Annotated in this window: 24 protein-coding genes; 10 read left to right on the plus strand and 14 right to left on the minus strand. The window is 67.8% G+C overall.

What is annotated here, in order from left to right:
* Positions 1–130 precede the first annotated feature (130 nt).
* From N5D30_RS17315 to N5D30_RS17325, 3 genes are all read right to left on the minus strand, one after another.
* The gene (locus tag N5D30_RS17315; RefSeq protein ID WP_279909946.1) at positions 131–2,524 is read right to left on the minus strand and encodes a TonB-dependent siderophore receptor; all 2,394 of its coding nucleotides are present in this window, start codon (positions 2,522–2,524) and stop codon (positions 131–133) included.
* 92 nt (positions 2,525–2,616) lie between these two features.
* The gene (locus tag N5D30_RS17320) at positions 2,617–3,567 is read right to left on the minus strand and encodes a FecR domain-containing protein (protein ID WP_279909947.1); all 951 of its coding nucleotides are present in this window, start codon (positions 3,565–3,567) and stop codon (positions 2,617–2,619) included.
* A gap of 1 nt (position 3,568) precedes the next feature.
* Positions 3,569–4,099, minus strand: a complete 531-nt coding sequence (locus N5D30_RS17325; RefSeq protein ID WP_220812142.1) for a sigma-70 family RNA polymerase sigma factor — start codon at positions 4,097–4,099, stop codon at positions 3,569–3,571.
* Between the two features lie 128 nt (positions 4,100–4,227).
* Here N5D30_RS17325 and ispF point away from each other — a divergent pair, with 128 nt between their 5' ends.
* From ispF to rpoS, 6 genes are all read left to right on the plus strand, one after another.
* A complete protein-coding gene (gene ispF, locus N5D30_RS17330) occupies positions 4,228–4,701 on the plus strand; it encodes a 2-C-methyl-D-erythritol 2,4-cyclodiphosphate synthase (RefSeq protein WP_220812144.1) in 474 nt (157 codons plus the stop codon).
* A complete protein-coding gene (truD, locus tag N5D30_RS17335; RefSeq protein ID WP_279909948.1) occupies positions 4,698–5,756 on the plus strand; it encodes a tRNA pseudouridine(13) synthase TruD in 1,059 nt (352 codons plus the stop codon). The genes ispF and truD overlap by 4 nt, the downstream gene beginning before the upstream one ends.
* On the plus strand, positions 5,744–6,493 hold the full coding sequence (surE, locus tag N5D30_RS17340; protein ID WP_279909949.1) for a 5'/3'-nucleotidase SurE: 750 nt from the start codon (positions 5,744–5,746) through the stop codon (positions 6,491–6,493). Before truD ends, surE begins: the two co-directional genes overlap by 13 nt.
* 38 nt (positions 6,494–6,531) lie before the next feature.
* Positions 6,532–7,167, plus strand: a complete 636-nt coding sequence (locus tag N5D30_RS17345; RefSeq protein WP_220812298.1) for a protein-L-isoaspartate(D-aspartate) O-methyltransferase — start codon at positions 6,532–6,534, stop codon at positions 7,165–7,167.
* A 46-nt stretch (positions 7,168–7,213) separates the two neighbouring features.
* Positions 7,214–8,167 (plus strand): peptidoglycan DD-metalloendopeptidase family protein, encoded by a 954-nt coding sequence (locus N5D30_RS17350; RefSeq protein ID WP_262880197.1) that lies wholly within the window; start codon positions 7,214–7,216, stop codon positions 8,165–8,167.
* A 198-nt stretch (positions 8,168–8,365) separates the two neighbouring features.
* Positions 8,366–9,370 carry an RNA polymerase sigma factor RpoS gene (gene rpoS, locus N5D30_RS17355; RefSeq protein WP_279909950.1) on the plus strand — a complete coding sequence of 335 codons (1,005 nt, stop codon included), beginning with the start codon at positions 8,366–8,368 and terminating at the stop codon, positions 9,368–9,370.
* An 857-nt stretch (positions 9,371–10,227) separates the two neighbouring features.
* Here rpoS and pyk read toward each other — a convergent pair.
* Positions 10,228–11,679, minus strand: a complete 1,452-nt coding sequence (gene pyk / locus N5D30_RS17360; RefSeq protein WP_220812151.1) for a pyruvate kinase — start codon at positions 11,677–11,679, stop codon at positions 10,228–10,230.
* Positions 11,680–11,813: 134 nt separating this feature from the next.
* Here pyk and N5D30_RS17365 point away from each other — a divergent pair, with 134 nt between their 5' ends.
* From N5D30_RS17365 to N5D30_RS17375, 3 genes are read left to right on the plus strand one after another with little or no spacing between them, the layout of a single operon-like run.
* The gene (locus N5D30_RS17365; RefSeq protein ID WP_279909951.1) at positions 11,814–12,188 is read left to right on the plus strand and encodes a tetratricopeptide repeat protein; all 375 of its coding nucleotides are present in this window, start codon (positions 11,814–11,816) and stop codon (positions 12,186–12,188) included.
* Between the two features lie 56 nt (positions 12,189–12,244).
* Positions 12,245–12,670 carry a DUF4124 domain-containing protein gene (locus N5D30_RS17370; RefSeq protein WP_279909952.1) on the plus strand — a complete coding sequence of 142 codons (426 nt, stop codon included), beginning with the start codon at positions 12,245–12,247 and terminating at the stop codon, positions 12,668–12,670.
* 60 nt (positions 12,671–12,730) lie between these two features.
* Complete coding sequence (locus tag N5D30_RS17375) at positions 12,731–13,090, plus strand: PilZ domain-containing protein (RefSeq protein WP_220812156.1); 360 nt, start codon at positions 12,731–12,733, stop codon at positions 13,088–13,090.
* A 10-nt stretch (positions 13,091–13,100) separates the two neighbouring features.
* Here N5D30_RS17375 and N5D30_RS17380 read toward each other — a convergent pair whose 3' ends face one another.
* Positions 13,101–14,027, minus strand: coding sequence for a LysR family transcriptional regulator (locus N5D30_RS17380; RefSeq protein WP_220812158.1), 927 nt, complete (start codon positions 14,025–14,027; stop codon positions 13,101–13,103).
* A gap of 190 nt (positions 14,028–14,217) precedes the next feature.
* Between N5D30_RS17380 and fpr the strand changes: the two genes are divergently transcribed.
* Entirely contained in the window at positions 14,218–14,997 is a 780-nt protein-coding gene (gene fpr, locus N5D30_RS17385) for a ferredoxin-NADP reductase (RefSeq protein WP_279909953.1), read from the plus strand.
* Between the two features lie 188 nt (positions 14,998–15,185).
* Here fpr and tsaA read toward each other — a convergent pair whose 3' ends face one another.
* From tsaA to N5D30_RS17430, 9 genes are all read right to left on the minus strand, one after another.
* Entirely contained in the window at positions 15,186–15,878 is a 693-nt protein-coding gene (tsaA, locus tag N5D30_RS17390) for a tRNA (N6-threonylcarbamoyladenosine(37)-N6)-methyltransferase TrmO (RefSeq protein WP_279909955.1), read from the minus strand.
* A gap of 15 nt (positions 15,879–15,893) precedes the next feature.
* On the minus strand, positions 15,894–16,196 hold the full coding sequence (locus N5D30_RS17395) for a DUF2845 domain-containing protein (RefSeq protein WP_279909956.1): 303 nt from the start codon (positions 16,194–16,196) through the stop codon (positions 15,894–15,896).
* A gap of 23 nt (positions 16,197–16,219) precedes the next feature.
* Complete coding sequence (locus tag N5D30_RS17400) at positions 16,220–16,510, minus strand: DUF2845 domain-containing protein (RefSeq protein ID WP_279909957.1); 291 nt, start codon at positions 16,508–16,510, stop codon at positions 16,220–16,222.
* A complete protein-coding gene (locus tag N5D30_RS17405; RefSeq protein ID WP_279909958.1) occupies positions 16,510–19,464 on the minus strand; it encodes a DUF748 domain-containing protein in 2,955 nt (984 codons plus the stop codon). The genes N5D30_RS17400 and N5D30_RS17405 overlap by 1 nt, the downstream gene beginning before the upstream one ends.
* Before the next feature lie 88 nt (positions 19,465–19,552).
* Positions 19,553–20,566 (minus strand): class I SAM-dependent methyltransferase, encoded by a 1,014-nt coding sequence (locus N5D30_RS17410; RefSeq protein ID WP_279909959.1) that lies wholly within the window; start codon positions 20,564–20,566, stop codon positions 19,553–19,555.
* A gap of 140 nt (positions 20,567–20,706) precedes the next feature.
* Positions 20,707–21,888, minus strand: coding sequence for an acetyl-CoA C-acetyltransferase (locus tag N5D30_RS17415; protein ID WP_279909960.1), 1,182 nt, complete (start codon positions 21,886–21,888; stop codon positions 20,707–20,709).
* A gap of 95 nt (positions 21,889–21,983) precedes the next feature.
* Positions 21,984–22,862 (minus strand): oxygenase MpaB family protein, encoded by an 879-nt coding sequence (locus tag N5D30_RS17420; protein ID WP_279909961.1) that lies wholly within the window; start codon positions 22,860–22,862, stop codon positions 21,984–21,986.
* Positions 22,863–23,003: 141 nt separating this feature from the next.
* Complete coding sequence (acs, locus tag N5D30_RS17425) at positions 23,004–24,941, minus strand: acetate--CoA ligase (RefSeq protein WP_279909962.1); 1,938 nt, start codon at positions 24,939–24,941, stop codon at positions 23,004–23,006.
* A gap of 79 nt (positions 24,942–25,020) precedes the next feature.
* Entirely contained in the window at positions 25,021–26,073 is a 1,053-nt protein-coding gene (locus N5D30_RS17430; protein WP_279909964.1) for a DJ-1/PfpI family protein, read from the minus strand.
* Positions 26,074–26,168: the final 95 nt, after the last annotated feature.

The raw sequence follows: 26,168 nt of genomic DNA on the forward strand, positions 1-26,168 counted from the left end.
GGTGTGGTGCCGTAGGGTGCGCCCTGCGCACCGAACGCCCCTGATGCGCACGACCAGGCGGCCCCGCGACACCTTACCGACGCCTGGCTGACAGGCTTGGCCCCATTGGCGCCCCTCGCTCACTGGCGACTCAGAAGTCGTAGCGGGTGGTCAGCATCACGTTGCGCGGCTCGCCCCAGGAGTAGGTGCTGTAGAAGTCCATGAGGGTCAGGTACTTCTCGTCCAGCAGGTTGTCCACGGTGAGCGTGGCCGAGAGGTTGTCGCTGACCTGGTAGCGGGCCATGACGTTGAGCAGCCAGAAGTCGTCCTGGCCGAAGTCCTGGTAACGATCGAGCGGGGCGTTCCACACCGAGCCCCAGGTACGGTCCTGCCAGCGCGCGCCGCCGCCGAGGGTGACTGGCGACAGCGCGCCATGCAGCTGGTAGGTGGTCTGGACGCTGAACTGGTTTTCCGGCTCCAGGGTGGAGATCTTCTCGCTGTCGAGGCGGGCGATCTTGTGGGTGAAGCCGGCCTGCAGGTTCCAGCCCTCCGCCAGCCTGCCGGAGATCTCCGCCTCGTAGCCCTTGGTCCTCACACCCTGGACCGCCTGGTAGGCGACCTCGCCGGTGCCGGGCACCGTGCCCACCGCTTCGCCGTAGTTGTCCTGCTTGATCTCGAAGTAGGCCAGGCTGGCATTCAGTCGGCCATCGAAGAACTCGGCCTTGAAGCCGGCCTCGTAGCTGTCGCCTTCCAGCGGGTCGAGGGTTCGGGAGTCCAGGTCGCGGATGCTCTGCGGCTTGAAGATGCTGGTGTAGCTGGCGTAGGCCGAGAGGTTGTCGGTCAGGTCGTAGACCAGGCCGGCATAGGGCACCGGCACGCCGCTCTCGCGGATGTCCTCGCCCTCGTAGTCGGACACCCGGACGCCGAGGATCGCCTTCAGGTCGTCGGCCAGGTTCAGGCGGGTGGCGAGGTAGGCGCCGCGCTCGCGGATCAGCTCGTCGTTGATCCCTGATGGCTCGCCCCATTCCGGTTCCGGCACCTTGCCGTTCCACCCGTAGTAGTCGCTCACCTCGCCGTCGTAGGCATAGCCCCAGTAGCCCTTGCCGTCCCATTCGCGGCGCGCCAGGCTGCCGCCGACGACCAGCTCGTGCTCCCGGCCGAAAGCCTGGAAGGGGCCGGACAGGTAGGCGTCGACGGCGTCGCTGACGGTTTCGCCGGTGTACTTGCCGGTCCACATGCTGGCGCCCGTGCCGGTGGCCGGGTCCGGGTTGCCGGCGGCCGCCGAGCCCAGGGTGGCGTAGTAGCCGTTGATCTGGTGGTTGAGCTGCAGCTTGCCCAGCCAGCCGTTGGCGAAATGGTGTTCGAGGGTGGCGAACAGCGTGCGGGTGTACTGCTCCCAGGTGCTCCACTCGGCGGCGTTGCTGAACGAGCGGGAGCGGTCGTTGAAGTTGCCGTTGGCGTCGAAGATGGGGTTGCCGCCCCAGGTGGAGCCTTGCGGCAGGTTGTCCTGGTAGTCCGCACCGAGGGTCAGCAGGGTGTCCTCGCCGAGGTCGGCCTCGAGGATGCCGTAATAGATGGTGCTTTCGCGGCTGTAGTTGTCCTGCACGCTGTGTTTCTTCTGGTGGGCGGCCACCGCCCGGCCGCGCAGGTTGCCGGTCTCGGTCAGCGGGCCGGAAACGTCCAGCTCGCTGCGGTAGGTGTCCCAGCGCCCGGCGCCCAGGCTCAGGTGGCCCTGGAAGTCGTGGGTGGGTTTCTTGCGGATCAGGTTGATGGTCGCGCCCGGGTCGCCGCTGCCGGTGAGCAGGCCGGTGGCGCCCTTGAGCACCTCGACGCGGTCGTAGATGGCCATGTCGCTGAGCGTGTTGCCCGCCGAGTAGGCCGAGTTGCGGGTCATCGGGACGCCATCGTACTGGAAGTTGTCGATGCTGAAGCCGCGGGCGAAGTAGACATTTCGCTCGCTGTCGAAGGTGACGATGCTGATGCCCGGGGTGTGGGCCATCACCTGGTCGATGGAGTTCAGGGCGAAGTCGTCCATGTGCTGGCGGGTCACCACGCTGATCGACTGCGGCGTCTCGCGTGGCGTCAGCACCAGGCGGGTGGCCGTGGCGATGGTGCCCGGCGTGTAGGAGCCGCTGTCCTCGGTGATGGTGCCGAGCTGGTTGCTGACGATGCTGGTGGCGCCCAGCTCCAGCGCGCCGCTGCCGTCACCGGCAGGGATCAGCTGGTAGCGGCCATCGCTGGTCCGCACGGCCTGCAGGCCGCTGCCGGAGAGCAGCAGGCCGAGGCCTTCCTCGACGCCGTAGTGGCCGTCGAGCCCGGCGCTGGACTGGCCGCGGGTCAGCGCCGGGTCGAACGACAGCACCACGCCGGCCTCGCTGGCGAAGCGGGTCAGCACCTGGCCCAGGTCGCCCTGGGCGAGGTGGTATTCGCGGGCGTCGGCATCCTGGGCCTGGACGGCCAGCGGGGCGCTCAGCAGGAGCGCGGAGCAGAGCAGCGCGTGGCTCAGCCCGACGCGCAGCGGGTGTAGGGGAAAGGGGATGCTCATGGTCGTGTTCTCTGTTTGGTTGGCGGGTGGGCATGGGGCCCACCTCCCCAAGTCGTACGAGAACGCGAAGAAGTATCATTCGAGATGATTTTTCATGTTTCCACCGGCACCACGCTGACCCAGTAGCGGGTGCGCCGCTCGATCCGCACCGGCAGGCTGTCGGCCAGGGCACGCAGGGCCTGGTCGGTGTCGTCGAGGGCGAAGGTGCCGCTGATGCGCAGGTCGGCGATCGAGGGATCGCAGCGCAGCAGGCCGGGGCGATGGCGCGACAGTTCGGCCAGGAAGCGGTCCAGGCGCTGGTCGTTGGCCACCAGCAGGCCCTTGCTCCAGGCGTCGTGGCCGGCTGCCAACGGCTCGACCCGGCCCGCGCCGCGGGCGTCGAAGCGGCACTGCTGTCCGGCTTCGAGCAGCACGGGCGAGCCCTGCTCGGGGATCCGCACCCGGCTGTGGAACACCGCCACCGTCACGCCGTCGTCGGCCAGCCTCACCGAGAAACGGGTGCCCAGCGCCTGCACCGGCCCGGCGGGGGGCTGTACCGCGAGCGGGCGGCCCAGCGGGTCGGGGTGGGTGGTCAGCAGCAGCTCTCCCCGGCGCAGCACCAGCAGACGTTGTTGAGGGCTGTAGCGGATGTCCACCGCGCTGTCGCTGTTGAGCTGCAGGCGCGAGCCGTCGGCGAGCAGCGTGTCCGTGCGCTCGCCGATGCCGCTGCGCCGGTCCGCCAGCCAGGCCCGCTCGTGGACCGCGCGGCTGCCGACCCAGCCCAGGGCGCCGGTGCCGGCGAGCAGAGCGAGGGTCTTGAGCACGGCGCGGCGATTGCGGTCGGCCAGGCCGAGGGCGTGGCGGGCCAACGGCCCCGGCATGTCGCGCAGGCGCGATTGCAGGCGTTCGGCCTGCTGCCAGGCCCAGCGGTGGAGCGGCTCCGCGTCCAGCCAGGCCTGCCAGGCCAGCTGGTCCTCGGGCGTGACGTCCTCGCAGGCCAGGCGGCTGTACCACTGGGCCGCCTGTTCCAGGGCCATGAGCTGGCGAGGGTCGAGGGACGGCACGTCAGGCGTCCAGCTGCAGGTGGTAGAGCATGCAGTGCTGCACGGCCCTGGCCATGTAGCGATTGACGGTGATCAGCGAGACGCCGAGGCGCTCGGCGATGTGCTTGTAGGTCATGCCCTCCAGCTGCGACAGCAGGAAAGCCTGGCGCACCCTGGGGCCGAGTCCGGCGAGCATGGCGTCCAGCTCGCACAGCGTTTCCAGCAGGATGGCCCGGGTCTCCTCGGAGATGTCCTGCGCTTCGGGGCGCTCCGCCAGCGCCTGCAGCCAGGCCTTCTCCAGGCGCACGCGGCGGAAGTGGTCGATCATCAGGCGCCGGGCGATGGTCGCCAGGTAGCCCTTGGGCTCGCGCACCTCGCTCAGCCTGCTGGAGGCGTCCTCGGCGCTGAGCACCCGCACGAACACGTCCTGCACCAGGTCGGCGGCCAGGTGGCGGCAGTCCACCCTGGGTTGCAGCCAGCCTCGCAGCCAGCGGTGGTGGTCCTGGTAGAGGCGGCCGACCTGGGCCTGGAGGGCGGGAGTGGGCGAGGTCATGGGGCTCGGTTCAAATGAGAATTTTTATCATTCTAGGGGCGGCGCGAGGGCGGGGACAAGTCCGGCTGCGGCGCGTCGCGACGCATTCGCGCTAGAATCCGGCCGAATTTCAGCAAGGCGTTCCCATCATGCGCATCGGTCACGGCTACGACGTCCATCGTTTCGGCGAAGGCGATTTCATCACCCTCGGCGGAGTGCGCATCCCGCACCGGTTCGGGCTGGTCGCCCACTCCGACGGCGACGTGCTGCTGCACGCGCTGTCCGACGCGCTGCTCGGCGCGGTGGCCCTGGGCGACATCGGCAAGCACTTCCCGGACACCGATCCGACCTTCAAGGGCGCCGACAGCCGCGCGCTGCTGCGCCACGTGGTCGGGCTGATCCGGGCCAAGGGCTACGCGGTCGGCAACGTCGATGCCACGATCATCGCCCAGGCGCCGAAGATGGCGCCGCACATCGAGACCATGCGCGCGCGCATCGCCGAGGACCTGCAGGTGGAACTGGACGCGGTCAACGTCAAGGCCACCACCACCGAGAAGCTCGGTTTCACCGGGCGCGAGGAGGGCATCGCGGTTCACGCCGTGGCGCTGCTGATCAAGGCATGACCGAACTGCAACTGCTGGGCCCGCGCGCCCATGGCGAGGCCTGTGGCCGCGCCGTGCTCAAGGCCACCGCCGAGGACTTCCAGGTCGACGAGGTGCTGGACATCCCGCTGGCCGGCGAGGGCGAGCACCTCTGGCTGTGGGTGGAGAAGCGCGGCCTCAATACCGAGGAGGCGGCGCGGCGCTTGGCGCGGGCGGCCGGCGTGTCGCAGCGCAATATCAGCTACGCGGGCCTGAAGGATCGCCAGGCGCTGACCCGCCAGTGGTTCAGCCTGCACCTGCCGGGCAAGGCCGATCCCGATTTGAGCGCTGCCGAGGGCGAGACCCTGGCCATCCTCAAGCAGGTGCGGCACAAGCGCAAACTGCAGCGTGGCGCCCATGCGGCGAACGGCTTCACCCTGCGCCTGACCGACCTGCGGGCCGACCGCGACGCGCTGGAGCAGCGCCTGCAGCGCATCCGCGAGCAGGGCGTGCCCAACTACTATGGCCTGCAGCGCTTCGGCTGGCAGGGCGGCAACGTGGCCGATGCCCGCGCCTTCGCCGAGCGTGGCGAGTTGCCGGAACAGCGCAACCTGCGCTCGCGGCTGCTCTCGGCGGCGCGCAGCTTCCTGTTCAACCGCGCACTGGCGGCGCGGGTGGAAGAGGGCAGCTGGAACCAGGCCCGGGTCGGCGACCTGCTGGCCTTCACCGACAGCCGCAGCTTCTTCATTGCCGGCGAAAGCGAGTGCGACGATCCGCGCCTGGCGATCCTCGACCTGCACCCGACCGGCCCGCTGTGGGGCGAAGGCCCGTCGCCGGCCGGCGGCGCCGCGCAGGCGCTGGAGCAGGGCATCGCTGAGGCCGAGCCGGCGCTGGCCGCCTGGCTGGCGAAGGCGGGCATGGCGCACGAACGGCGAATCCTGCGCCTCCCCATCGCCGACCTGACGTGGCATTATCCCGAGCCTGAGATAGTGCAACTGCAATTCGTCCTGCCGGCCGGTTGCTTCGCCACCGTCGTGGTGCGCGAACTGGTCGATCTGCTGCCGGCAGGGCAGACGGACTCTCCATGCGAATTCTGATTTCCAACGACGATGGGGTAATGGCTCCCGGCATCGCCGCGCTGCATGGCGCGCTGCAGGACTATGCCGAATGCACCATCGTCGCCCCCACCGAAGACAAGAGCGGCGCCAGCAGCTCGCTGACCCTGGACCGCCCGCTGCATCCGGCGACCATGCCCAACGGCTACATCGGCCTCAACGGCACGCCCACCGATTGCGTGCACCTGGGCCTCAACGGCCTGCTGGAGCAGGTGCCGGACATGGTCGTGTCGGGCATCAACCTGGGCGCCAACCTGGGCGACGACGTGCTCTATTCCGGCACCGTGGCGGCCGCCCTCGAAGGGCGTTTCCTGGCCCGGCCGGCCTTCGCCTTCTCGCTGGTCTCGCGGCGCACCGACAACCTGGCGACCGCCGCCTACTTCGCGCGCAAGCTGGTGGAGGCGCACGAGCAGCTCGACCTGCCGCCGCGCACCGTGCTCAACGTCAACGTGCCCAACCTGCCGCTGGACCGCATCCGCGGCATCCAGCTGACCCGCCTGGGCCACCGCGCTCGCGCCGCCGCGCCGGTGAAGATGGTCAACCCGCGGGGCAAGGAAGGCTACTGGATCTCCGTGTCCGGCGACGCCGAGGACGGCGGCCCGGGCACCGACTTCCACGCCGTGCTGCAGGGCTACGTGTCGATCACGCCGCTGCAGCTCGACCGCACCCTGCACGAAGCCGTCGACGGTCTCGGCGGCTGGCTGGAGGGCCTGGTCTGATGCGCGGCCAGGATCATCTGCAGCGCCAGGGCGTCGGCATGACCTCGCAGCGCACCCGCGAGCGTCTGATCGAGCGGCTGTACGAGGAAGGCCTGTCCAACCCGCGCGTGCTGGAAGTCATCCGCCGCACGCCGCGCCACCTGTTCGTCGACGAGGCCCTGGCCCATCGTGCCTACGAGGACACGGCGCTGCCCATCGGCCACAACCAGACCATCTCCCAGCCCTATATCGTCGGCCGCATGACCGAGCTGCTGCTGGCCGGCGGCCCGCTGGACAAGGTGCTGGAGATCGGCACCGGCTCCGGCTACCAGACCGCCGTGCTGGCGCAACTGGTGGAGCGGGTGTTCTCGGTGGAGCGCATCCAGTCGCTGCAGGACCGGGCCAAGGAGCGTCTGGTCGAACTCAAGCTGCGCAACGTGGTGTTCCGCTGGGGCGACGGCTGGGAGGGCTGGAACGCCCTGGGGCCGTACAACGGCATCATGGTCACCGCGGCCGCCGCGGAAGTGCCGCAGGCGCTGCTGGATCAGCTGGCCATCGGCGGGCGCCTGGTCATCCCGGTCGGTGCCGGGGAGACCCAGGAGCTGGTGCTGATCGTGCGCGAGGAGGACGGCTACAGTCGCCACGTGCTCGACCTGGTGCGTTTCGTGCCGCTGCTCAACGGCCCGCTGGCCTGAGCGGCGGGGCGTTCCTGCATCACAGTGCGCGCGCCGGACGCTGGCGATGCCGGATAAATCCGGCACAATGCACCACATTCATTTCAGGAATCACCGGCAAAGGGAGCAGGGGTTGAGTCTCACGAGCGGACAGCGGCGCAAGCGCCCGGCGAGGTATGGCCTCGGGGCGGTGGTCTTCGCGGTGATACTGTCGGGCTGTGGCAGCTCGCCTTCCACACCCGTGCAGGTGGTGGATCGCACCCATGGCGGCCAGGCGCGGCCGCAGGCGACCGCTGGCCAGTACATCGTGCAGCCGGGCGACACCCTCTATTCGATCGCTTTCCGCTTCGGCTGGGACTGGAAAGCCCTGGCGGCGCGCAATGGCATCGCCGCCCCCTACACCATCCGCCCGGGCCAGAGCATCCGCTTCGACCAGCAGGGCAGTGCGCCGGTGGCGGCACAGCCGAGCAAGCCGCCGGTGGTGAGCACGCCGTCCACCCCACCCAGGACTTCCACCCCGCAACCACCGGTGCAGACCCCGCCGCCGGTGGCGACACCAACCCCTTCCCAGCCACCGGTGAGCCAGCCTCCACCCACGGCCAGCACCACGCCGGCCACCCCCGGCAAGGTGCAGACGGTGCCCCGTTCCGCGACCGGCTGGGCATGGCCCGCCAGCGGCGTGCTGATCGGCAAGTTCTCCTCAAACGGGAGTTTGAATAAAGGCATTGATATCGCTGGTGAATTGGGCCAGCCTGTTTTGGCTGCGGCTGATGGTGCCGTCGTGTACGCCGGAAGTGGTTTACGGGGCTACGGCGAACTGGTGATCATCAAGCACAGCGATGCCTACGTAAGCGCCTACGGACATAACCGCAGGCTGCTGGTGCGGGAGGGACAGCAGGTCAAAGTCGGACAGCATATCGCCGAAATGGGATCCACGGGCACCGACCGGGTGAAGCTCCATTTTGAGATTCGCCGCCAGGGCAAACCGGTGGACCCCCTGCAATATCTGCCTCGCCGTTGACTCTGCAGACCAACCTGTTCCATGCGTGGGAGGAGCGGGCTTTGGTGTTGCCAGGGAGTCTTCCAGCTACTCATCAGGTGCGCGGTTATCGGCGGCAGGTCGGCCAGGAGGCTGACTTGGGGGGCCGGTTCTCTCTGATGTGAAACTGGGTCAGGCGCCGCCAGAGCTTGTTGTCGAACTCAGCACAGGACAACAACAATGGCACTCAGTAAAGAAGCGCCGGAGTTTGACGTCGACGATGAGGTTCTCCTGATGGAGCCCGGCATCGTCCTGGACGAAATGACAGAGGAAGCCGAGCTGTCCCTCGCCAGCGCCAAATCCAAGAACTCGAGCACGACTCTCAAGCAGCACAAGTACATCGACTACACCCGGGCGCTCGACGCGACCCAGCTGTACCTCAACGAAATCGGTTTCTCCCCCCTGCTGACTCCTCAGGAAGAAGTGCACTTCGCGCGCCTGGCGCAGAAGGGCGATCCTGCGGGTCGCAAACGCATGATCGAAAGCAACCTGCGCCTGGTGGTGAAGATCTCCCGGCGCTACGTCAATCGCGGCCTGTCGCTGCTGGATCTGATCGAGGAAGGCAACCTCGGCCTGATCCGCGCCGTGGAGAAGTTCGACCCCGAGCGTGGTTTCCGTTTCTCCACCTATGCGACCTGGTGGATCCGGCAGACCATCGAGCGGGCGATCATGAACCAGACCCGCACGATACGTCTGCCGATCCACGTGGTGAAGGAGCTGAACGTCTACCTGCGCGCGGCCCGCGAGCTGACCCAGAAGCTGGATCACGAGCCTTCCGCGGAAGAGATCGCCAACCTGCTCGAAAAGCCAGTGGACGAGGTCAAGCGCATGCTCGGCCTGAACGAGCGGGTCACCTCCGTGGACGTGTCCCTCGGCCCGGACTCCGACAAGACCCTGCTCGACACCCTGACCGACGACCGGCCCAGCGACCCCTGCGAACTGCTGCAGGACGATGATCTCTCCGAGAGCATCGACCAGTGGCTGTCCGAGCTGACCGACAAGCAGCGCGAGGTGGTGGTGCGCCGCTTCGGCCTGCGCGGCCACGAGAGCTGTACGCTGGAGGAAGTCGGCCAGGAGATCGGCCTGACCCGCGAGCGGGTGCGGCAAATTCAGGTCGAGGCCCTAAAGCGTCTGCGGGAGATTCTCGAGAAGAACGGCCTTTCCAGCGATGCCTTGTTCCAGTAGTCCGAACGCTTTCTGATGTACCCCGAGCCCGGCCAAGCGCCGGGCTTTTTCATGGCTATGTCCCCGTTGCGTGTTGCAGACTCTACAGCTGGCGTGCGGAAACGGCCTGCCTGCCATATCAATAGGAGCTCGTAGGATGGGTTAGGCCAGCAAGCGGCTGACCCACCCTATGCGATGCGTGGTCAAGCCCCTTATCCGAGCGCTGCAGCTGCCTGCTCCTGGATTCCCGCCTGCGCGGGAATGACGGTTCCGGAAGAAATTCCCCCTACCTCGTCATCCCCGCGCAGGCGGGGACCCAGAATGAGCCCGAGCGCTACAACACGTAATGGGTACACAGCCTTTTTCATGGTCGCATGGCCATACAGGTAGGGTGCGCCGTGCGCACCATCGAGCCCTCCCGGTGCGCACGGCGCACCCTACGAGCACGGACATATCCGAGGGGCGTGTAGGTAATTGCTTACACGGGCTGTAAGCGATTGCAGTCTGAATGCGCTGGTTGAGAGCCATTCTTATCTGATGATTTTTAGTAAGTGATTGAAATTATTTGATTTTTATAAATAGGCATCGAGTGCGAGAGGAGGTTTTCCCCTACCCGATGGCCTTGTCGGGCACTGAGGAAACGCTACTATGAGGTCGTGCCTAGGGATGAGGCACGGGGGCCAGGACGGCGACCAGGGAACCACTGCGGGACGCAGTTCATCAGGATGATGAAAGGATTCTCAGGGAGTAGGGAAGAAAGAGTGGGCGGCTAACACCGCCCCTTTTTTTGCCTGCGATTTGCCCATGACGAAAAAGGCCGCTCCAGCGAGGAGCGGCCTTTTTCGTTTTTGCCGGGCCGAGACGGGCCGGCTGGGCGATTACACCAGGGGATCGCCCACATGCAGGATCTTCATGGTGTTGGTCCCGCCGGTGCCGTGGTAGCTGTCACCCTTGGTCAGGATCACCCAGTCGCCGGGCTCGACCACGCCACGCTTGAGCAGTTCGTCCACCGCCGCCTGGCTGACTTTGCTGGCCGGCAGGGCGGCGGGGTCGAACGGCACCGTGTAGACGCCGCGGAACAGCGCCACGCGCGCCTGGGCCTCACGATGTGGGGTGAAGGCGAAGATCGGGATCGAAGAGCGGATGCGCGACATGATCAGCGGGCTGTAGCCACTCTCGGTCAGGCTGATGATGGCCTTGACCCCGGGGAAGTGGTTGGCGGTGTACATGGTGGCCAGGGCCACGCTCTCGTCGCAGCGCTCGAAGGTGCGACCGATGCGGTGGCTGGAGCGCTGGCTGGTCGGGTGCTTCTCGGCGCCCAGGCAGACCCGGGCCATGGCCTCGACCGCCTCCACCGGATATTCGCCGGCGGCGCTCTCGGCGGAGAGCATCACCGCGTCGGTGTAGTCGAGCGCGGCGTTGGCCACGTCGGACACTTCCGCGCGGGTCGGCATCGGGCTGTGGATCATCGACTCCATCATCTGGGTCGCGGTGATCACCGCTTTGTTGTAGCGGCGGGCGTGGGCGATGATCTTCTTCTGGATGCCGACCAGTTCGGCATCGCCGATTTCCACGGCGAGGTCGCCGCGGGCCACCATCACCGCGTCGCTGGCGCGGATCAGGCCGTCCAGCGTGGCATCGTCCGCCACGGCCTCGGCACGCTCGATCTTGGCCACCAGCCAGGCATTGCCGCCGGCCTCGGTGAGCAGGTTGCGGGCGTAGTCCATGTCGGCGGCGTCGCGCGGGAAGGATACGGCCACGTAGTCCAGTTCCAGTTCGGCGGCCAGCTTGATGTCGACCTTGTCCTTCTCGGTCAGGGCCGGGGCGGTAAGGCCGCCACCGCGACGGTTGATGCCCTTGTTGTCCGACAGCGGGCCGCCGATCTCGACGCGGCAGTGCAGCTCCTCGGCACCTTTCAGCTCCACGCGCATGACCACCCGGCCGTCGTCCAGCAGCAGCTCGTCGCCGACGTCGCAATCCTGGATCAGCGCCGGGTAGTCGATGCCGACCACTTCCTGATTGCCTTCGGTGCGCGAGTGGGTGGACGACAGACGGAACAGGTCGCCTTCCTTGAGCTCGATGCGCTTGTCGGCGAACTTGGCGATGCGGATCTTCGGCCCCTGCAGGTCGCCGAGCAGCGCCACGTGGCGGCCGTGTCTGGCGGCCAGCTCGCGCACCAGGGTGGCACGGGCCCTGTGGTCGTCGGCCGTGCCGTGGGAAAAGTTCAGGCGGGCGACGTCGATGCCGGCGACTATCAGTTGCTCCAGCACCTCCGGGGAGCTGCTGGCCGGGCCGAGGGTGGCGACGATTTTGGTGCGGCGCAGGGTCATGCGGTAACTCCAGTTGGCATAGCGTGCGGGGAGGCTACTACGGCCAGTCACTGTAGTCATTGTTCGCCTGTACTACCTGACTCTGCAGAAAAAGCGTCGGTGGCCGATACGCTTCTCACTGGAGGATTTTCATCATGCGAACCCTTGTTCTGATTCTGGCCCTGATCGCCCTGGCCGGCTGTACCCGAATCTCCCTGGACCGCCACATGGACCAGGCCTACCGGCACTACAACGAAGGCGACTGCGAGCAGGCGCTGCTCGACCTGAGCCGGGCCGAGCGCACCAGCTGCTCGCGGCGCTACCTGCAGCCGGAAATCTCCCTGCTGCGTGGCCAGTGCCTGGAACGGCAGAGCCTGTTCGTCGACGCGGCGCAGACCTACGAATTCATCGTCAGACGCTACCCCACCAGCGAATACGCCTATCGCGCGCATGCCAGGCTGGAGACATTGCGACAGCTCGGGCATCATCAGGCACCCGCGCCGGCCAAGGCGTCGCCCGCGTCGCTGTGACGCCGGCGTCGCGCCAGAGGGAAGGGCCGCGCCACGCTCGTCGCAGGAGGGAGCCTATGCGTCACCTGATTCTCATCGCCCTGCTTCTGCCCGGTCTCGCCGGCGCGGAAATCTACCGCTGGACCGACGCCCAGGGCCGCGTGCATTTCGGCGAGAGGCCAGGCGGCGAGGGCGCGCAGCAGGTGGAGGTGAAGCCCCAGGTGGTGGAGCGCGACGAGGCCACGCGCGAGCGCGAGGAGCGCTCCAGGAAATATTTCGACGCCCGCCGCGAGGAGAAGTCGGTAGCCGATGGCCGGGTCGCCGAGGCGCGCGCCGAGCGCCGCCAGGAGTGCGCCGAGCTGCGCAGCCGCCTGGAAAGAATCCAGCGCGACCAGCGCTATTTCTCCACGGCCCCGGACGGCACCCGGACCTACGCCAGCGCCGAGCAGATCGACGAGGCGCGCAGCCGTTTGTCGTCTCGCATCGCCGAGCGGTGCGACTGAGTCTGGTAGAGCGGCGGCTCAGCGGCCATACTCGGGGTCCTTCCATAGCGATTGGCCATCATGCACACCCAGCGCCGCATCGAACGCCACCAGCTGCCGTACTACCTCAAGGTGTTCAACCGCATCACCGACAAACCCATGGGCTATATCGGCAACGTCTCGCTGGACGGTCTCATGCTGATCAGCCAGTACCCCATGCTGGTCAACGCCCGCTTCGACATGCGCCTCAAGATTCCCGGCCGCGACGGACGCATCCATAACGTCGACTTCGCCGCCAACTGCCACTGGAGCCGCGAGGACATTACCCCCGGCACCTACGACTCGGGCTTCTCCCTGGCCGCGCCACCGCTCGAATACGTCGAGATGGTTGCCGCGCTGCGCAGCTACTTCAGCTTTCGCCCGCTGGCCGCGTCGGCCTGACTGACGTCGATCAGGCAATCGTCGGCAGGACGATCTCGTCGCTGCGGCGGATGCCCGCCGTCATCTCCCGGCACAGGTCGAGGAATTCGCGCATGGCGGCGGTCTGGTATTTCTGTCGGTGCCAGATGAAGTAGAACTGGCGGGTGAGGTCCAGCGCCGGCGTATCGACCGGTACCAGGCTGCCGCGGCGGAAGGCGTCGCGCAGCGCCAGGCGTGAGATGCAGCCGATGCCCAGTCCCGACTCCACGGCGCGCTTGATCGCCTCGGTATGTTCCAGCTCCAGGCGGATGTTGAGCTGCGCCGGGTGGTGGCGCATCGCCTGGTCGAAGGTCAGACGCGTGCCCGACCCCTGTTCGCGCAGAATCCAGGCTTCGCGGCTCAGCTCCTCCAGGGTCGCCGTGCCGCGCTCGGCCAGTGGGTGACGGGGGGCGCAGAAGACCACCAGTTCGTCCTCCACCCAGGGTTGCACCTCGATGTCCGGGTGCTGGCAGTCCCCCTCGATCAGGCCCAGGTCCAGCTCGTAGTGGGCGACCTGCTGCACCACGTTGGCGGTGTTCTGCACGTGCAGCTTGAGGCGGCATTCCGGGTGGCGTTGCATGAAGTTGCCGATCAGCAGGGTGGCCAGGTAGTTGCCGACGGTGAGGGTGGCGCCCACTTCGAGCAGGCCATAGCCGGTCTTGCCGCTGAGCAGGAGTTCCATTTCCCGGGCCTGGTCGAGCAGGGCGACGGCCTGGGGCAGCAGCTGGCGGCCCAGGGCATTGAGCGAGAGGCGCTTGCCGGCGCGGTCGAACAGCTGGCAGTCGGATTGCCGCTCCAGTTCGCTGAGCGAGGTGCTTGCCGCCGACTGGGACAAGGCCAGGGATTCGGCCGCGCGCGACACGCTTTCCTGCTTGGCCACGGCGACGAAGACTTCCAGCTGTCTGAGAGTGAATCGCATATCTATATAACCAATAATCGTTATCTTGATAATTCGCTTAACAGATATTGTGACTGCCTCTAGAATGGCGCGCAACGCTGCCGGCCCCGGCAGAGGATTGCCCGCGAAACTCGCCAACCATTGACCTGACTCAACAGGTCGGATGCGCTATCCGGCAATCTGACTACCGAGACTTTTGAGGACCTACCGCATGAGCAACATGAACTCGGAACGCGTACTCAGTGTGCATCACTGGAACGACACCCTGTTCAGCTTCAAGTGCACCCGCGACCCGGGCCTGCGCTTCGAGAACGGCCAGTTCGTGATGATCGGCCTGATGCAGCCCAACGGCCGCCCGCTGATGCGCGCCTACTCCATCGCCAGCCCGAACTGGGAAGAGAACCTGGAGTTCTTCAGCATCAAGGTGCCGGACGGCCCGCTGACCTCGCAGCTGCAGCACCTGAAGGAAGGTGACGAGATCATCATCAGCAAGAAGCCCACCGGCACGCTGGTGCTCGATGACCTCAACCCCGGCAAGCACCTGTACCTGCTCAGCACCGGCACTGGCCTGGCGCCGTTCATGAGCGTGATCCAGGACCCGGAAACCTACGAGCGCTTCGAGAAGGTGATCCTGGTTCACGGCGTGCGTTACGTGAACGAAGTCGCTTACCGCGAGTTCATCACCGAGCATCTGCCGAACAACGAGTTCTTCGGCGACGCGCTGAAGAACAAGCTGATCTATTACCCGACCGTGACCCGCGAGCCGTTCGAGAACCAGGGCCGCCTGACCGACCTGATGCGCAGCGGCAAGCTGTTCGCCGACATCGGCCTGCCGCCGATCAACCCGCAGGACGACCGCGCCATGATCTGCGGCAGCCCGAGCATGCTCGACGAGACCAGCGAAGTGCTCGACAGCTTCGGCCTGAAGATCTCCCCGCGCATGCGCGAGCCGGGCGACTACCTGATCGAGCGCGCCTTCGTCGAGAAGTAAGCGCCAGTCGCCGCACAGACAAACCCGCCTTCCGGCGGGTTTGTCGTTTCAGAGCCTGTTCACGATCCGATGTGTGGGAGCGGCTTCAGCCGCGAAGCTTTTCTGTGCCATCTCGGTTCGCGGCTAAAGCCGCTCCTACCTGCTGCTCTCGCGAGAGCATGAACAGTCTCTCAGTGCTCGCAGTGGCCTCAACCCGGCACCACTTCCAGCACGCGGATGCGGCCCGGTTCCGGGTAGTGCCAGCGCACCTGAACGTCCCAAAGCAGCACGCCGTAGCGCCGCTCCGGTTCCGGTACCTGATAGGCGGGGCGCGGGTCCTGGGCCAGGCACTGCTCGATCAGCTCCACCAGTGGCTCGCCCAGACGCAGGGCGTGGTCGCCGGCCTGGCGCAGCGCCATGTCGTCCCACTCCAGCACTACCCGGGGCGGCTGGGCGTCGGCCATGCGGTTGACGGCCTCGGGCACCTGGTCGGCGTAGGGCACGTAGGGCTTGATGTCCAGCACCGGCGTGCCGTCCAGCAGGTCGATGCCGGACAGCCACAGGCGGCCGGGTTCCACTTTCTCCAGCTTCACCACGGACTGGCCGATGCCGTTGGGCCGGTGGGTGGCGCGGGTGGCGAACACGCCCATCGAGGCGTTGCCGCCCAGCCGTGGCGGGCGCACCTTCAGCCGTGGTTTTTCCTCCAGCGCCTGGTGGAAGAGGAACAGCAGCCACACGTGGCTGACCTGCTCCAGGCCTTCGACGGCCTCGGCGCGGTCGAACGGCGGCACCAGCTCCAGCACGCCACGGGCGGCCGGAGCCAGCTGGGGCTGGCGCGGAATGGCGAACTTCTCCTTGAAGCAGGAGCGCAGGAAGCCGATGGGCGTGATGGTGTGCTGCATGATGTTCCGCGACGATCAGTTGCCGCGCCTGCTCTCGATCTTGACCAGGCGATTGCCCTGCAGGCGCAGGAAGTAGTACATGCCGTTCTTCGGCCCGTAGATCCATTCCTCCAGTGCCACTTCGCTGACGAAGCCGTATTCGTCGACCACCTCGCGGTAGCCGAGGAAGTCGCGGCTGACCGGCTCGCCGCACTTGGCCTGCACCTGGCTGGAGGTCTCGTCCAGGCTGATCAGCTTGCTGCCGCAGCGCAGCGTGGAGCCGGCTTCGGCCTGGGCGGCCAGAAGCAGGCAGAGTAGCGGCAGATACCTGTAGAACATGTCGGTTGTTACCTGAGAGTGAGTCAGTCGGCGCGCTTGGTTTCGATGCGCACCAGGCGGTTGCCCTGGAAGGTGAGGATGCTGAGCATGCCGTTGTTGGGGCCGTAGACCCATTCCTCGATCACCAGTTCGCGATCACCGTAGACGCCTCCGGTGTAGCCCACCAGATCGCGGTGGGCGGGCGTGCCGCACTTGCGCTCGACCTCGAAGGCGCGGTCGCCTTCGTTGACCAGCTTGCTGCCGCAGCGCAGCGTGCCCGCTTGCGCGAGGCCGCAGGCCAGGGTCAGGGCGGCGAGCCAGAGATACCTTTTCATCACATGCTTCCCAGGTGCAGGGTCGTGGACACGCGGTCGCCGCTGTCTTCCTTGTTCAGGCTGACATCGAGCAGATAGATGCGCTGGTCCTCCAGGCCGCCGCGTTCCACGAGATAGTCCTTGATGCTGGCCGCCCGCGCCTGGCCCAGCCGGCGCAGCAGCAGCTCGCTGCCGGCCCAGGATTGCAGCACGGCGTCGCGCATTTTCTTCGTACGCTCCTCGTCCGGCAACTCGCGCCACTCCGCCGGGGGCTGCTGTTTCAGGCGGGCGCGGTAGATGCCCTCCAGCAGCGCGGGTTTGTCGTCCTCGTCGACCACCAGCAGGGCGGGTTCGGCGGGCACCGTGTCGCCGCCGCGTTGCAGGATCTTGTACTGGGTGTTCTGGTATTCCAGCTCCAGGCGCTTCTCCGCCAGCAGCGGACCGTCGCCGGCCTGGGCGCTCACGCCCTCGACCTCCAGGCGCAGCACCGGGCGCTCCTTGAGCGCCGCGGCCAGGGTATCCAGGGACTTCTGCGCCGCCTCGTCCAGCTCGCTGCTGCCGGCGGCGAACTGGACCTGGCTGAGGTCGGTGTCGCTGCCGCCGACCAGGCCGGCGATGAACTTGAAGGGCGCCTGGGCGGCACGCAGTACCAGGTTGCGCAGGGTCTGCCAGACGATGGGCATGACGCTGAACTGCGGGTCGTTGAGGTTGCCCTGCACCGGCAGCTGGATGTCGATGTTGCCCTTGGTGTCCTTGAGCAGGGCCACCGCCAGGCGCACCGGCAGGTCTACGGCATCCTTGCTGTCGACCTTCTCGCCCAGCTGCAGGTCTTCCAGCAGCAGCTTGTTCTCGGCGTTGAGCTGGCCTTTCTCGATCCGGTAGTGCAGGTCGAGGTTCAGGCGACCCTTGCGGATGCGGTAGCCGGCGAACTTGCCGGAGTAGGGGGTGAGGGTGGTCAGCTCGACGTTCTTGAAGCTGGTGGCGATGTCCAGGCTGTTCATCGGATCGAACGGCGTCAGCTTGCCCTGGATACTCACCGGCGCGTACTTGTCGACCTTGCCCTTGACGTCGACGCTCGCCGCCTGCGGGCTCTGGTTGTCCAGGGTGCCGATGCGGCCGTCGAGCTGCTGGATGGCGGTGGCGAAGTTCGGCATCAGGCTGAAGTCGGCGAAGTTGGCCGAGCCGTTGCGGATGTCGATCCCGCCGATGCGGATCGGCAGCGGCTTGCCGGCCTCGGCGGGCTTGGCTTCGGGCTGGGCGGGCTGGGCGATGATCAGGTCGTTGACGTTGGTGGTCAGGTCCTCGTTGATGACGAAGCGGGCGTAGGGCTGCTGCAGGTCGACCTTGCCGATCACCAGGCCTTCGCCGTGCCGGTAGTCCAGGCCCTCGACCACCAGTTGCTGCCACTTGAGGAAATCGCGGTTTTTCAGGGTGTCCAGGGTGTGCAGCTGGTTGACCTCGGCCCGTCCGCTGACGCCGAAGGCCAGCGGTTCGACGCTTTTCAGCTCCACCGCCAGGTCGCTGCCGAGCGAGCCGCTGCGCAGCTCCAGGCGCACGAAGGGGTCGATATAGGCCTGGGCCAGGCGCAGGTCGATGTCGCGGGTGACCACCTGCAGCCTGGCCGTGGTCGGCTGCAGCTGGACCTGGCCCTCGGCCCCGATCCGGCCGCGCTTGTTCACCCCGGTGTCCAGCTTGAGGGCGAAGGGCGAGGTGCCCAGGCTGTCGAAGTCCTGGATGTCCAGGTTGAGCGGGGCCAGGTCGAGTTTGACCTCGTTGGCGCCGGCGGCGCGGTCGGCCAGGTGGACCTGGTAGTCGCGCAGCTGCACGTCGCGCAGCAGCACCTGCCAGGGCTTGGCCGGTTCGTCCGGTACCTGGGCAGTGGCCTGCGGCTCGGCTGCGGCTGCGGCTGCGGGTTCGGTGGCCGCCTCGCTGTCCGTGGCAGGCGGGGTGGCGGGCGCCTGGTCGGCGGAGGCCTCGCCGGCGAACAGCTTCTGCCAGTCCAGCTGGCCGTCCGCCTCGCGGGCGGCCCAGGTTTCCAGCTTCTGGCTGCGCACCTTGCCGACCGTCACCTGCTGTTTGGCCAGGTCCAGGCTGGCCTCGCTGACGTCCAGGCGTTCCAGGCGGGCCAGGGGCTTGCCGCTGGGGTCGTTGATGGCGAAGGGCGCGACGCTGATGGCGACATTCTGCAACTGCAGCTCAGTGCCCTTGGCCAGGTTCAGCACGTAGTCGCCGCTCAGGTTCAGGGTGCCCTTCTCCAGGGCCAGGGGCACGGCGTCGCGCACGTAGGGCCAGAAGCCCTTCATGTTGCCGTCGGTGACCTTGAGGCTGCCGCGGGAGGCGATCGGCGTCAGGCTGACCTGGCCCTGCCAGTCGATGCGCCCGCCGTAGGGGCCGGTGGCGACCATCTGCATGTCGGCGTTGTCGTCGGGCAGGGTGCTGAGGTTCTTCAGTTCGAGGTTGAGCGAGTCGTAGACGAACTCCACCGGCTCGCTGGGACGCAGGTCCTCGAAGTGCAGGCCGTTCTCGATCAGCACGATGCGCCCGATGCGCAGGGGGAAGGGATCGCCCGGCTCCTGCTCGGGCTTCGCTTCGCTGGGCGGCAGTTCGAACAGGCGGGTCAGGTTGAGCGTGCCGTCCTTGGCGAACAGCACCTCGGTGTGGGCACGCTCCAGTTCCACCCGGGCCAGGTGCAGCGCGCCGCTCCACAGGCTGTCGAGCTGCAGGTCGGCGTACAGGCGCTGGAAGGCGATCTGCGGCTTGTCGGCCTCGCCGATGTGCAGGCCCCAGAGCTGCAGCTCCAGGCTGAAGGGGTTGAGTTCGACGCGCTGCAGGCGCGCCGGCACGGTGGCCAACTGGTCCAGTTGCTGGTTGGCGACGCGCAGGGCGATCCCCGGGAGGATGAGGAAGCCCAGCAGGCTGTAGAGGCCGAGCGCGATGGCGAGGGCGTAGGCGGCGCGTTTCAATCCTTTGGGCATGGGGCTGCATATCTTCCGGGCCAAGACGCCTGGAGTATGGCATGGGCCGTCGGGCTTTGTGGGCCAGCACTGTGCCCTCTCGGTCGATTCAGAAGCGCAGGACCAGGGTCTTCAGCGGCGGCTGGCCATCGTGCGAGGGGAAGTCGGCGGCCGGTCGGAGCTGCTCCCATTCGCGCACCGGGCGGCCGAGCTTTTCGGCGCAGCGCAGCACCTGGGGGCGCCATTCGTCCATCGGCACCTTCGCCAGGTTGTTGCAGCAGATCAGCACGCCGTCGTCCTCGGTGGCGAGGATCGCCGGCTTGAGCAGGCTCTGGTAGTCGCGCAGCAGGTCGACGGTGCCGAAGGCGCTCTTGGCCCAGGCCGGCGGATCGAGCAGCACCAGATCGAACCGGCGTTGCTCCAGGCGCGGATAGCTCGGCAGCTTGTGTCCGCGGCGTGTGGCCACCGGGAGACCGGCCAGTTGGCGGATGGCCGGGAAGTAGTCGGACTGCACGAAGTCCATCGCCAGCCCCGGATTGAGTGCCAGGTTCTCCCGGCCCACCGCCAGGTTGCCCTCGGCGAAGTCCAGATTGAGGACCTCGCGCGCACCGCCGGCGGCGGCACAGAGGCCGACGCCGCAGGTGTAGGCGAACAGGTTGAGGACGCTTCTGCCGGCGCTGTTGCGCTTCACCCAGCCCCGCGCCTCGCGCAGGTCGAGGAACAGCAGCGGGTCCTGGCCGGGGTGGCGGCCGCGCACCCGGTAGTCGAGGCCCCATTCCCGGCCGATCAGGTCTTCCAGCGCCTCGGGCGTGGCCTGGTACACCGGATCGCGGCGGTCTACCCGCGAGTTGCCGCCGGAGCGGTCGTTGTAGACCAGGCGCAGCTCGCTGCCGAGGCGTTCGTTGATGGTGGTGTGCAGATCGAGCAGCGCATCGCGTTCCAGCGGCTGGTGGAAGCTCTGCACCATCAGCTGCGGGCCGTAACGGTCGGCGGTGAGGCCGGGGGCGCCTTCCTGGCTGCCGTGGAACAGGCGGTAGCAATCGGTCTGCTGCTGGTGCAGCTCGGCCAGCAGTGGCTGGCGGGCGTCGAGGGCGGCGCGCAGCGCCTGAGCGAGGGAGGACATGCGCGGCATCTCGGGGCGGAAGGGGCGCGCAGTCTACCAAGAAAAACGCCGGCTCTCGGCCGGCGCGTTCTGGGTGTTGGTGAGTCGGTAGGGCGGGTGAAACCCGCGAGGGGCACGCGCGGGTTTCACCCGCCCTACGGTCAGGCCCGCTCGATGGCCAGGGCCACGCCCTGGCCGCCGCCGATGCACAGGGTGGCCAGGCCCTTCTTGGCGTCGCGCTTGATCATTTCGTGCAGCAGGGTGACCAGCACGCGGCAGCCGGAGGCGCCGATGGGGTGGCCGAGGGCGATGGCGCCGCCGTTGACGTTGACCTTGGCCGCGTCCCAGCCCAGTTCCTTGCCCACCGACAGGGCCTGGGCGGCGAAGGCCTCGTTGGCCTCGATCAGGTCGAGGTCGGCCAGCTGCCAGCCGGCCTTGTCCAGGCAGCGGCGGGTGGCCGAGACCGGGCCGATGCCCATGATCGCCGGGTCGACCCCGGCGCTGGCGTAGGCGGCGATCTTCGCCAGCACCGGCAGACCCAGCGCCTTGGCCTTGTCTGCACTCATCAGCAGCACGGCGGCGGCGCCGTCGTTGAGGGTGGAGGCGTTGCCGGCGGTGACGCAGCCGTCCTTGCGGAAGGCCGGGCGCAGCTTGGCCAGGCTCTCGGCGGTGGTGCCGGCGCGCGGCTGTTCGTCGGTGTCGAAGACCTTCGGCTCGCCCTTCTTCTGCGGGATGGCGATCGGCGTGATCTCGTCACGGAAGCGGCCCGACTCGATGGCGGCCAGGGCCTTGCGCTGGGATTCGGCGGAGAAGGCGTCCTGTTCCTCGCGGCTGAGGCCGTACTTGTCCACCAGGTTCTCGGCGGTGATACCCATGTGGTAGTCGTTGAAGGCGTCCCACAGGCCGTCGGTGATCATGCTGTCGATCACCTGGGCGTGGCCCATGCGCAGGCCGGTGCGCGCGCCGGGCATGACGTAGGGCGCCAGGCTCATGCTCTCCTGGCCGCCGGCGATGACCACGTCGGCGTCGCCGCAGCGGATCGCCTGGGCGCCCAGGTGCAGGGCCTTGAGGCCGGAGCCGCAGACCTTGTTCAGGGTCAGCGCCGGCACGGCGTGGGGCAGGCCGGCCTGGATCGCGGCCTGGCGGGCGGGGTTCTGGCCGGCGCCGGCGGTCAGCACGTGGCCGAGGATCACTTCGTCGACCTGGGCGCCGTCCAGGCCGGTCTGCTCCAGCAGGCGGCGGATCACCGCGGCGCCCAGCTCGACGGCGGGCACCCCGGCCAGCGAACCCTGGAAGCTGCCGATGGCGGTGCGGGTGGCGGCGACGATGACGACTTCTTGCATGATGGGTTCCTCGGAGTCGGGGCGCGCGGTGGGCGCGACGGGGGCGTTATGTTGGCATAGCCGATTCGCCCCCGGCCAGTGCGCGAACCGACTGGTCAGTCCCGCAGTGGCAGGCCCATGCGCTGGCGGGCCCGGTGTACCGCGCCGCCGCGCACGGCCCAGCGCAGGGTCGGCGCCAGGCCGTTCACGCCCGCGCGGATGGCCCGGCTGCGCACGGGATCGACCCGCTCGCCGAGCAGCTCCTGGGCCCAGCCCGGCAGCAGGTCGACGCCGGCCTGCATCAGCAGCTTGCCCACCGGCACGGCCAGCGCGCTGGGGGCCGGGGCGCCGCGCAGGATGCGCAGAATTTCCCGCGAGCGTTCGTCGCACAGCAGTTGTGGGCGCACGCCCTCGAGGTAGGCGGCGACCTCGGCGCGCGAGCGCGGCACGCCTTCGGCGCCCAGGCGCTCGGCGATCAGCGCCACTTCGGCGTAGTAGCGGTCCTGGTCCGCCTCGCTCAGCGCGGGATTGCGGTAGCGCAGGTGGGCGGAGAGGAAGCTGGAGACCTCGGCCACGTGTACCCAGGTCAGCAGGGCCGGGTCGCTGGCGGCGTAGGGACGGCCGTCCGGCGCGGTGCCGACCACGCGCAGGTGGATGGTGCGCACCTTGTCGATCAGCCATTCGGCGTCGCGCCGGGAGGCGAAGGTGGTGCCGGAGATGAACTGGCCGGTGCGGCGCAGGCGGCCGATCAGGTCGTCGCGGAAGTTCGAGTGGTCCCACACTCCGGCCAGGGCCAGCGGGTGCAGGGCTTGCATCAGCAGCGCGCAGATGCCGCCGACCATCATGCTGGTGAAGTCGCCGTGGACCCGCCAGCACACGGCGCCCGGGCCGAACAGGCCGGGGTCGCCCACGGGCTGGCTGAAGTCGATCTGGCCGAGGGCGATGCCGCTGAGGCCGAGGACCTGGGCTTCGATGCGGCGACGGAGGAATTCCACGAGAGCAGCCTCAAGTTGCAAGCCGCAAGCGGCAAGTAAGAGCGAAAGCCTAACCGAGTCGATCCGGCTCTCATACTGGCTCGCTTGCAGCTTGCAGCTTGCAGCTTGCAGCTTGCAGCTTGCAGCTTGCAGCTTGCAGCTCTAGCGGTTCAGGCGCTGCTCGATCAGGCTGTCGACCACGCTGGGGTCGGCCAGGGTCGAGGTGTCGCCCATGTTTTCCAGTTCGTTGCAGGCGATCTTGCGCAGGATGCGCCGCATGATCTTGCCCGAACGGGTCTTGGGCAGGCCCGGCGCCCACTGGATCAGCTCCGGCTTGGCGAAGCTGCCGATCTCCTTGCCGACCAGCGAGAGCAGTTCCGCCTTCAGTTCCTCGGAGGGTTCCAGCCCCTTCATGGTGGTGACGAAGGCGTAGATGCCCTGGCCCTTCACGTCGTGCGGGTAGCCGACCACTGCGGCCTCGGCCACCGCGTCGTGCAGCACCAGGGCGCTCTCCACCTCGGCGGTGCCGATGCGGTGGCCGGAGACGTTGATCACGTCGTCGACCCGGCCGGTGATCCACCAGTAGCCGTCCTCGTCGCGGCGCGCGCCGTCGCCGGTGAAGTAGTAGCCGGGGTAGGGCTTGAAGTAGGTGTCGATCATCCGCTGGTGGTCGCCGTACACGCTGCGGATCTGGCTCGGCCAGCTGGCCTTGATCGCCAGCACGCCGGCGCCGGGGCCGTCGATCTCCTTGCCCTGTTCGTCGAGCAGCACCGGCTGCACGCCGAAGAAGGGGCGGGTGGCCGAGCCGGGCTTGAGGTCGGTGGCGCCGGGCAGCGGGGTGATCAGGATCGAGCCGGTCTCGGTCTGCCACCAGGTGTCGACGATCGGGCAGCGCCGGTCGCCGACCACGTTGTAGTACCACTCCCAGGCCTCGGGGTTGATCGGCTCGCCCACCGTGCCGAGCAGGCGCAGGCTGGAGCGGTCGGTGGCCTGCACCGGCGCCTCGCCCTCGCGCATCAGCGCGCGCAGGGCGGTCGGCGCGGTGTAGAAGATGTTCACCTGGTGCTTGTCGATCACCTGCCAGAAGCGCGAGGCGTCCGGGTAGTTGGGCACGCCCTCGAACATCAGGGTGGTGGCGCCGTTGGCCAGCGGGCCGTAGACGATGTAGCTGTGGCCGGTGACCCAGCCGACGTCGGCGGTGCACCAGTAGATGTCGCCGTCGTGGTAGTCGAACACGTACTTGTGGGTCATGGCCGCGCCCAGCAGGTAGCCGCCGGTGGTGTGCAGCACGCCCTTGGGTTTGCCGGTGCTGCCCGAGGTGTAGAGGATGAACATCGGGTCCTCAGCGTCCATCGGTTCGGCCGGGCAGTCGGCGTCGGCCTCCTTGAGTGCCTGGTGGTACCAGAGGTCGCGGCCTTCCACCCAGTCGATCTCGCCCTGGGTACGCTCGACCACCACCACGGTGCTGACGTCTGGGCAGCTCTGCAGGGCCTTGTCGACGTTGTTCTTCAGCGGGATGTACTTGCCGCCGCGCACGCCCTCGTCGGCGGTGATCACGGTGCGGCAGTCGGCGTCGAGGATGCGGTCGCGCAGAGCGTCCGGGGAGAAACCGCCGAACACCACCGAGTGGATGGCGCCAATACGCGCGCAGGCCAGCATGGCGTAGGCGGCTTCCGGCACCATGGGCATGTAGATGCACACCCGGTCGCCCTTCTTCACGCCGCGGCTCTTGAGCACGTTGGCCAGGCGGCTGACGTTGTGGTGCAGCTTGTTGTAGGTGATGTGGGCGGATTCGGCCGGGTTGTCGCCTTCCCAGATGATGGCGATGTCTTCGCCGCGGGTGGCCAGGTGGCGGTCGATGCAGTTGTAGGCGGCGTTGAGCTTGCCGCCCTTGAACCACTGCGCCTCGCCCTTGGTGAGGTCGCTGTGGTGCAGCTGGTCCCACGGCTCGAACCAGTGCAGGAACTGCCGCGCCTGCTCGCTCCAGAAGGCTTCCGGCTGCTCGATGGACTGGCGGTACAGGCGCAGGTAGGCGTCGTTGTCGAGGAAGGCGCGCTGGCGCACGCTGTCGGGCACGGGGTGGCGAGTGATCTCGAACATGGCGGGAATCCTTCTTATTGTTGAGCCGCAATGCCGAGCAGGGTGGACCAGGCAACTGCCCGGTTCAAGTGCCGGCGCCTCAGTGCGGCATGCGCGGGTACTCGAGCTGTTGAACCACCAGGCGCTCGGTCGCCGCTCCATAACGTTCGGCAATGTCGCGCAGGGCCAGTTCCAGGCTGGCCATCGTCGTTGCGTGCGGGGCGGGCTCGGGCGGCAGCAGTTCGACGCTCGCCTGCCGTGGCAACAGTAGCAGGCCCGCACGGCCACGCACGGGGTCGGGCGCCACGGCCAGCACCTCGCTGCGGAAGGTGCGGCCGTAGGCGTCGGCACGCAGGGCCAGCGCCGCTTCGTCGAAGCCTTCGGCGACGACCAGGCCGATGCGCTGGTGTCGCCAGAAGGCCAGCCAGTTGCCGGCCACCGTCAGGTAGTCGCCAGCGGTGAAACCGAAGTTCGCGCTGGCATGGTCTGGCGACCAGTCGTCCACGCCCAGTTCGCGTGCCAGCCGTTCGGCCCGCGGCGTGCCGGCGATGGCTTCGACCAGGGCCAGGCTCAACGGCACGGCGGCGCTGATGCCGGCGCTGCTGACGATGCGGCCGTCCACCACGTAGCGGCGGTCGGCCTGCCAGCGGGTTTCGGGGAACCCCTTCTCGCGGTCTGCGCGCGAGTACCAGTGGCCCGTGGCGCGTCGCCCCTGCAGCAGGCCGGCGTGGCCGAGCAGCAGCACACCGTCGCAGATGGCCACCAGGGTCGCACCCTTGGTCGCCTGTTCGGCCAGCCAGGCGGTCAGGCGCGGGTCGTCGCTGTGGTGTACGGCGGGCACTATCAGATAGTCCGCGCCCTCGGGGTGGTCGCGGTCGAACTCGGCGAGGCTGGCCTGCGCCTGGATGCGCAGGGCCGGCATCATCTCGATGGGGCCGGCGTCGCGGCCCAGCGCCACCAGATCGGCTACACCGGCGCGACCGAGAATGCCGTAGGGCACCAGGTAGTCGGCCAGTTCGGTCATGCGGTTGTCACCGACCACCGCCACCAGCGGGCGCTCGCGACCGAAGCGAGGCTCGTGGGGCGGCAGGCGCTCGTCGGCCGATGCGATCAGCGGTAACAGCAGGAGCGAGGCGAGCAGGGCAGGGCGCATGGTGAGACTCCACAGGGAAGGCGTTGGCGTTGCAGTCTGCGCCGGCACGTATTGGCGTGAATGACATCTATGAATGAAAATCTGCCAACCCCTTT

The sequence above is a fragment of the Pseudomonas sp. GD03875 genome (genome assembly GCF_029840585.1).
Taxonomy (GTDB): Bacteria; Pseudomonadota; Gammaproteobacteria; order Pseudomonadales; family Pseudomonadaceae; genus Aquipseudomonas; species Aquipseudomonas paralcaligenes.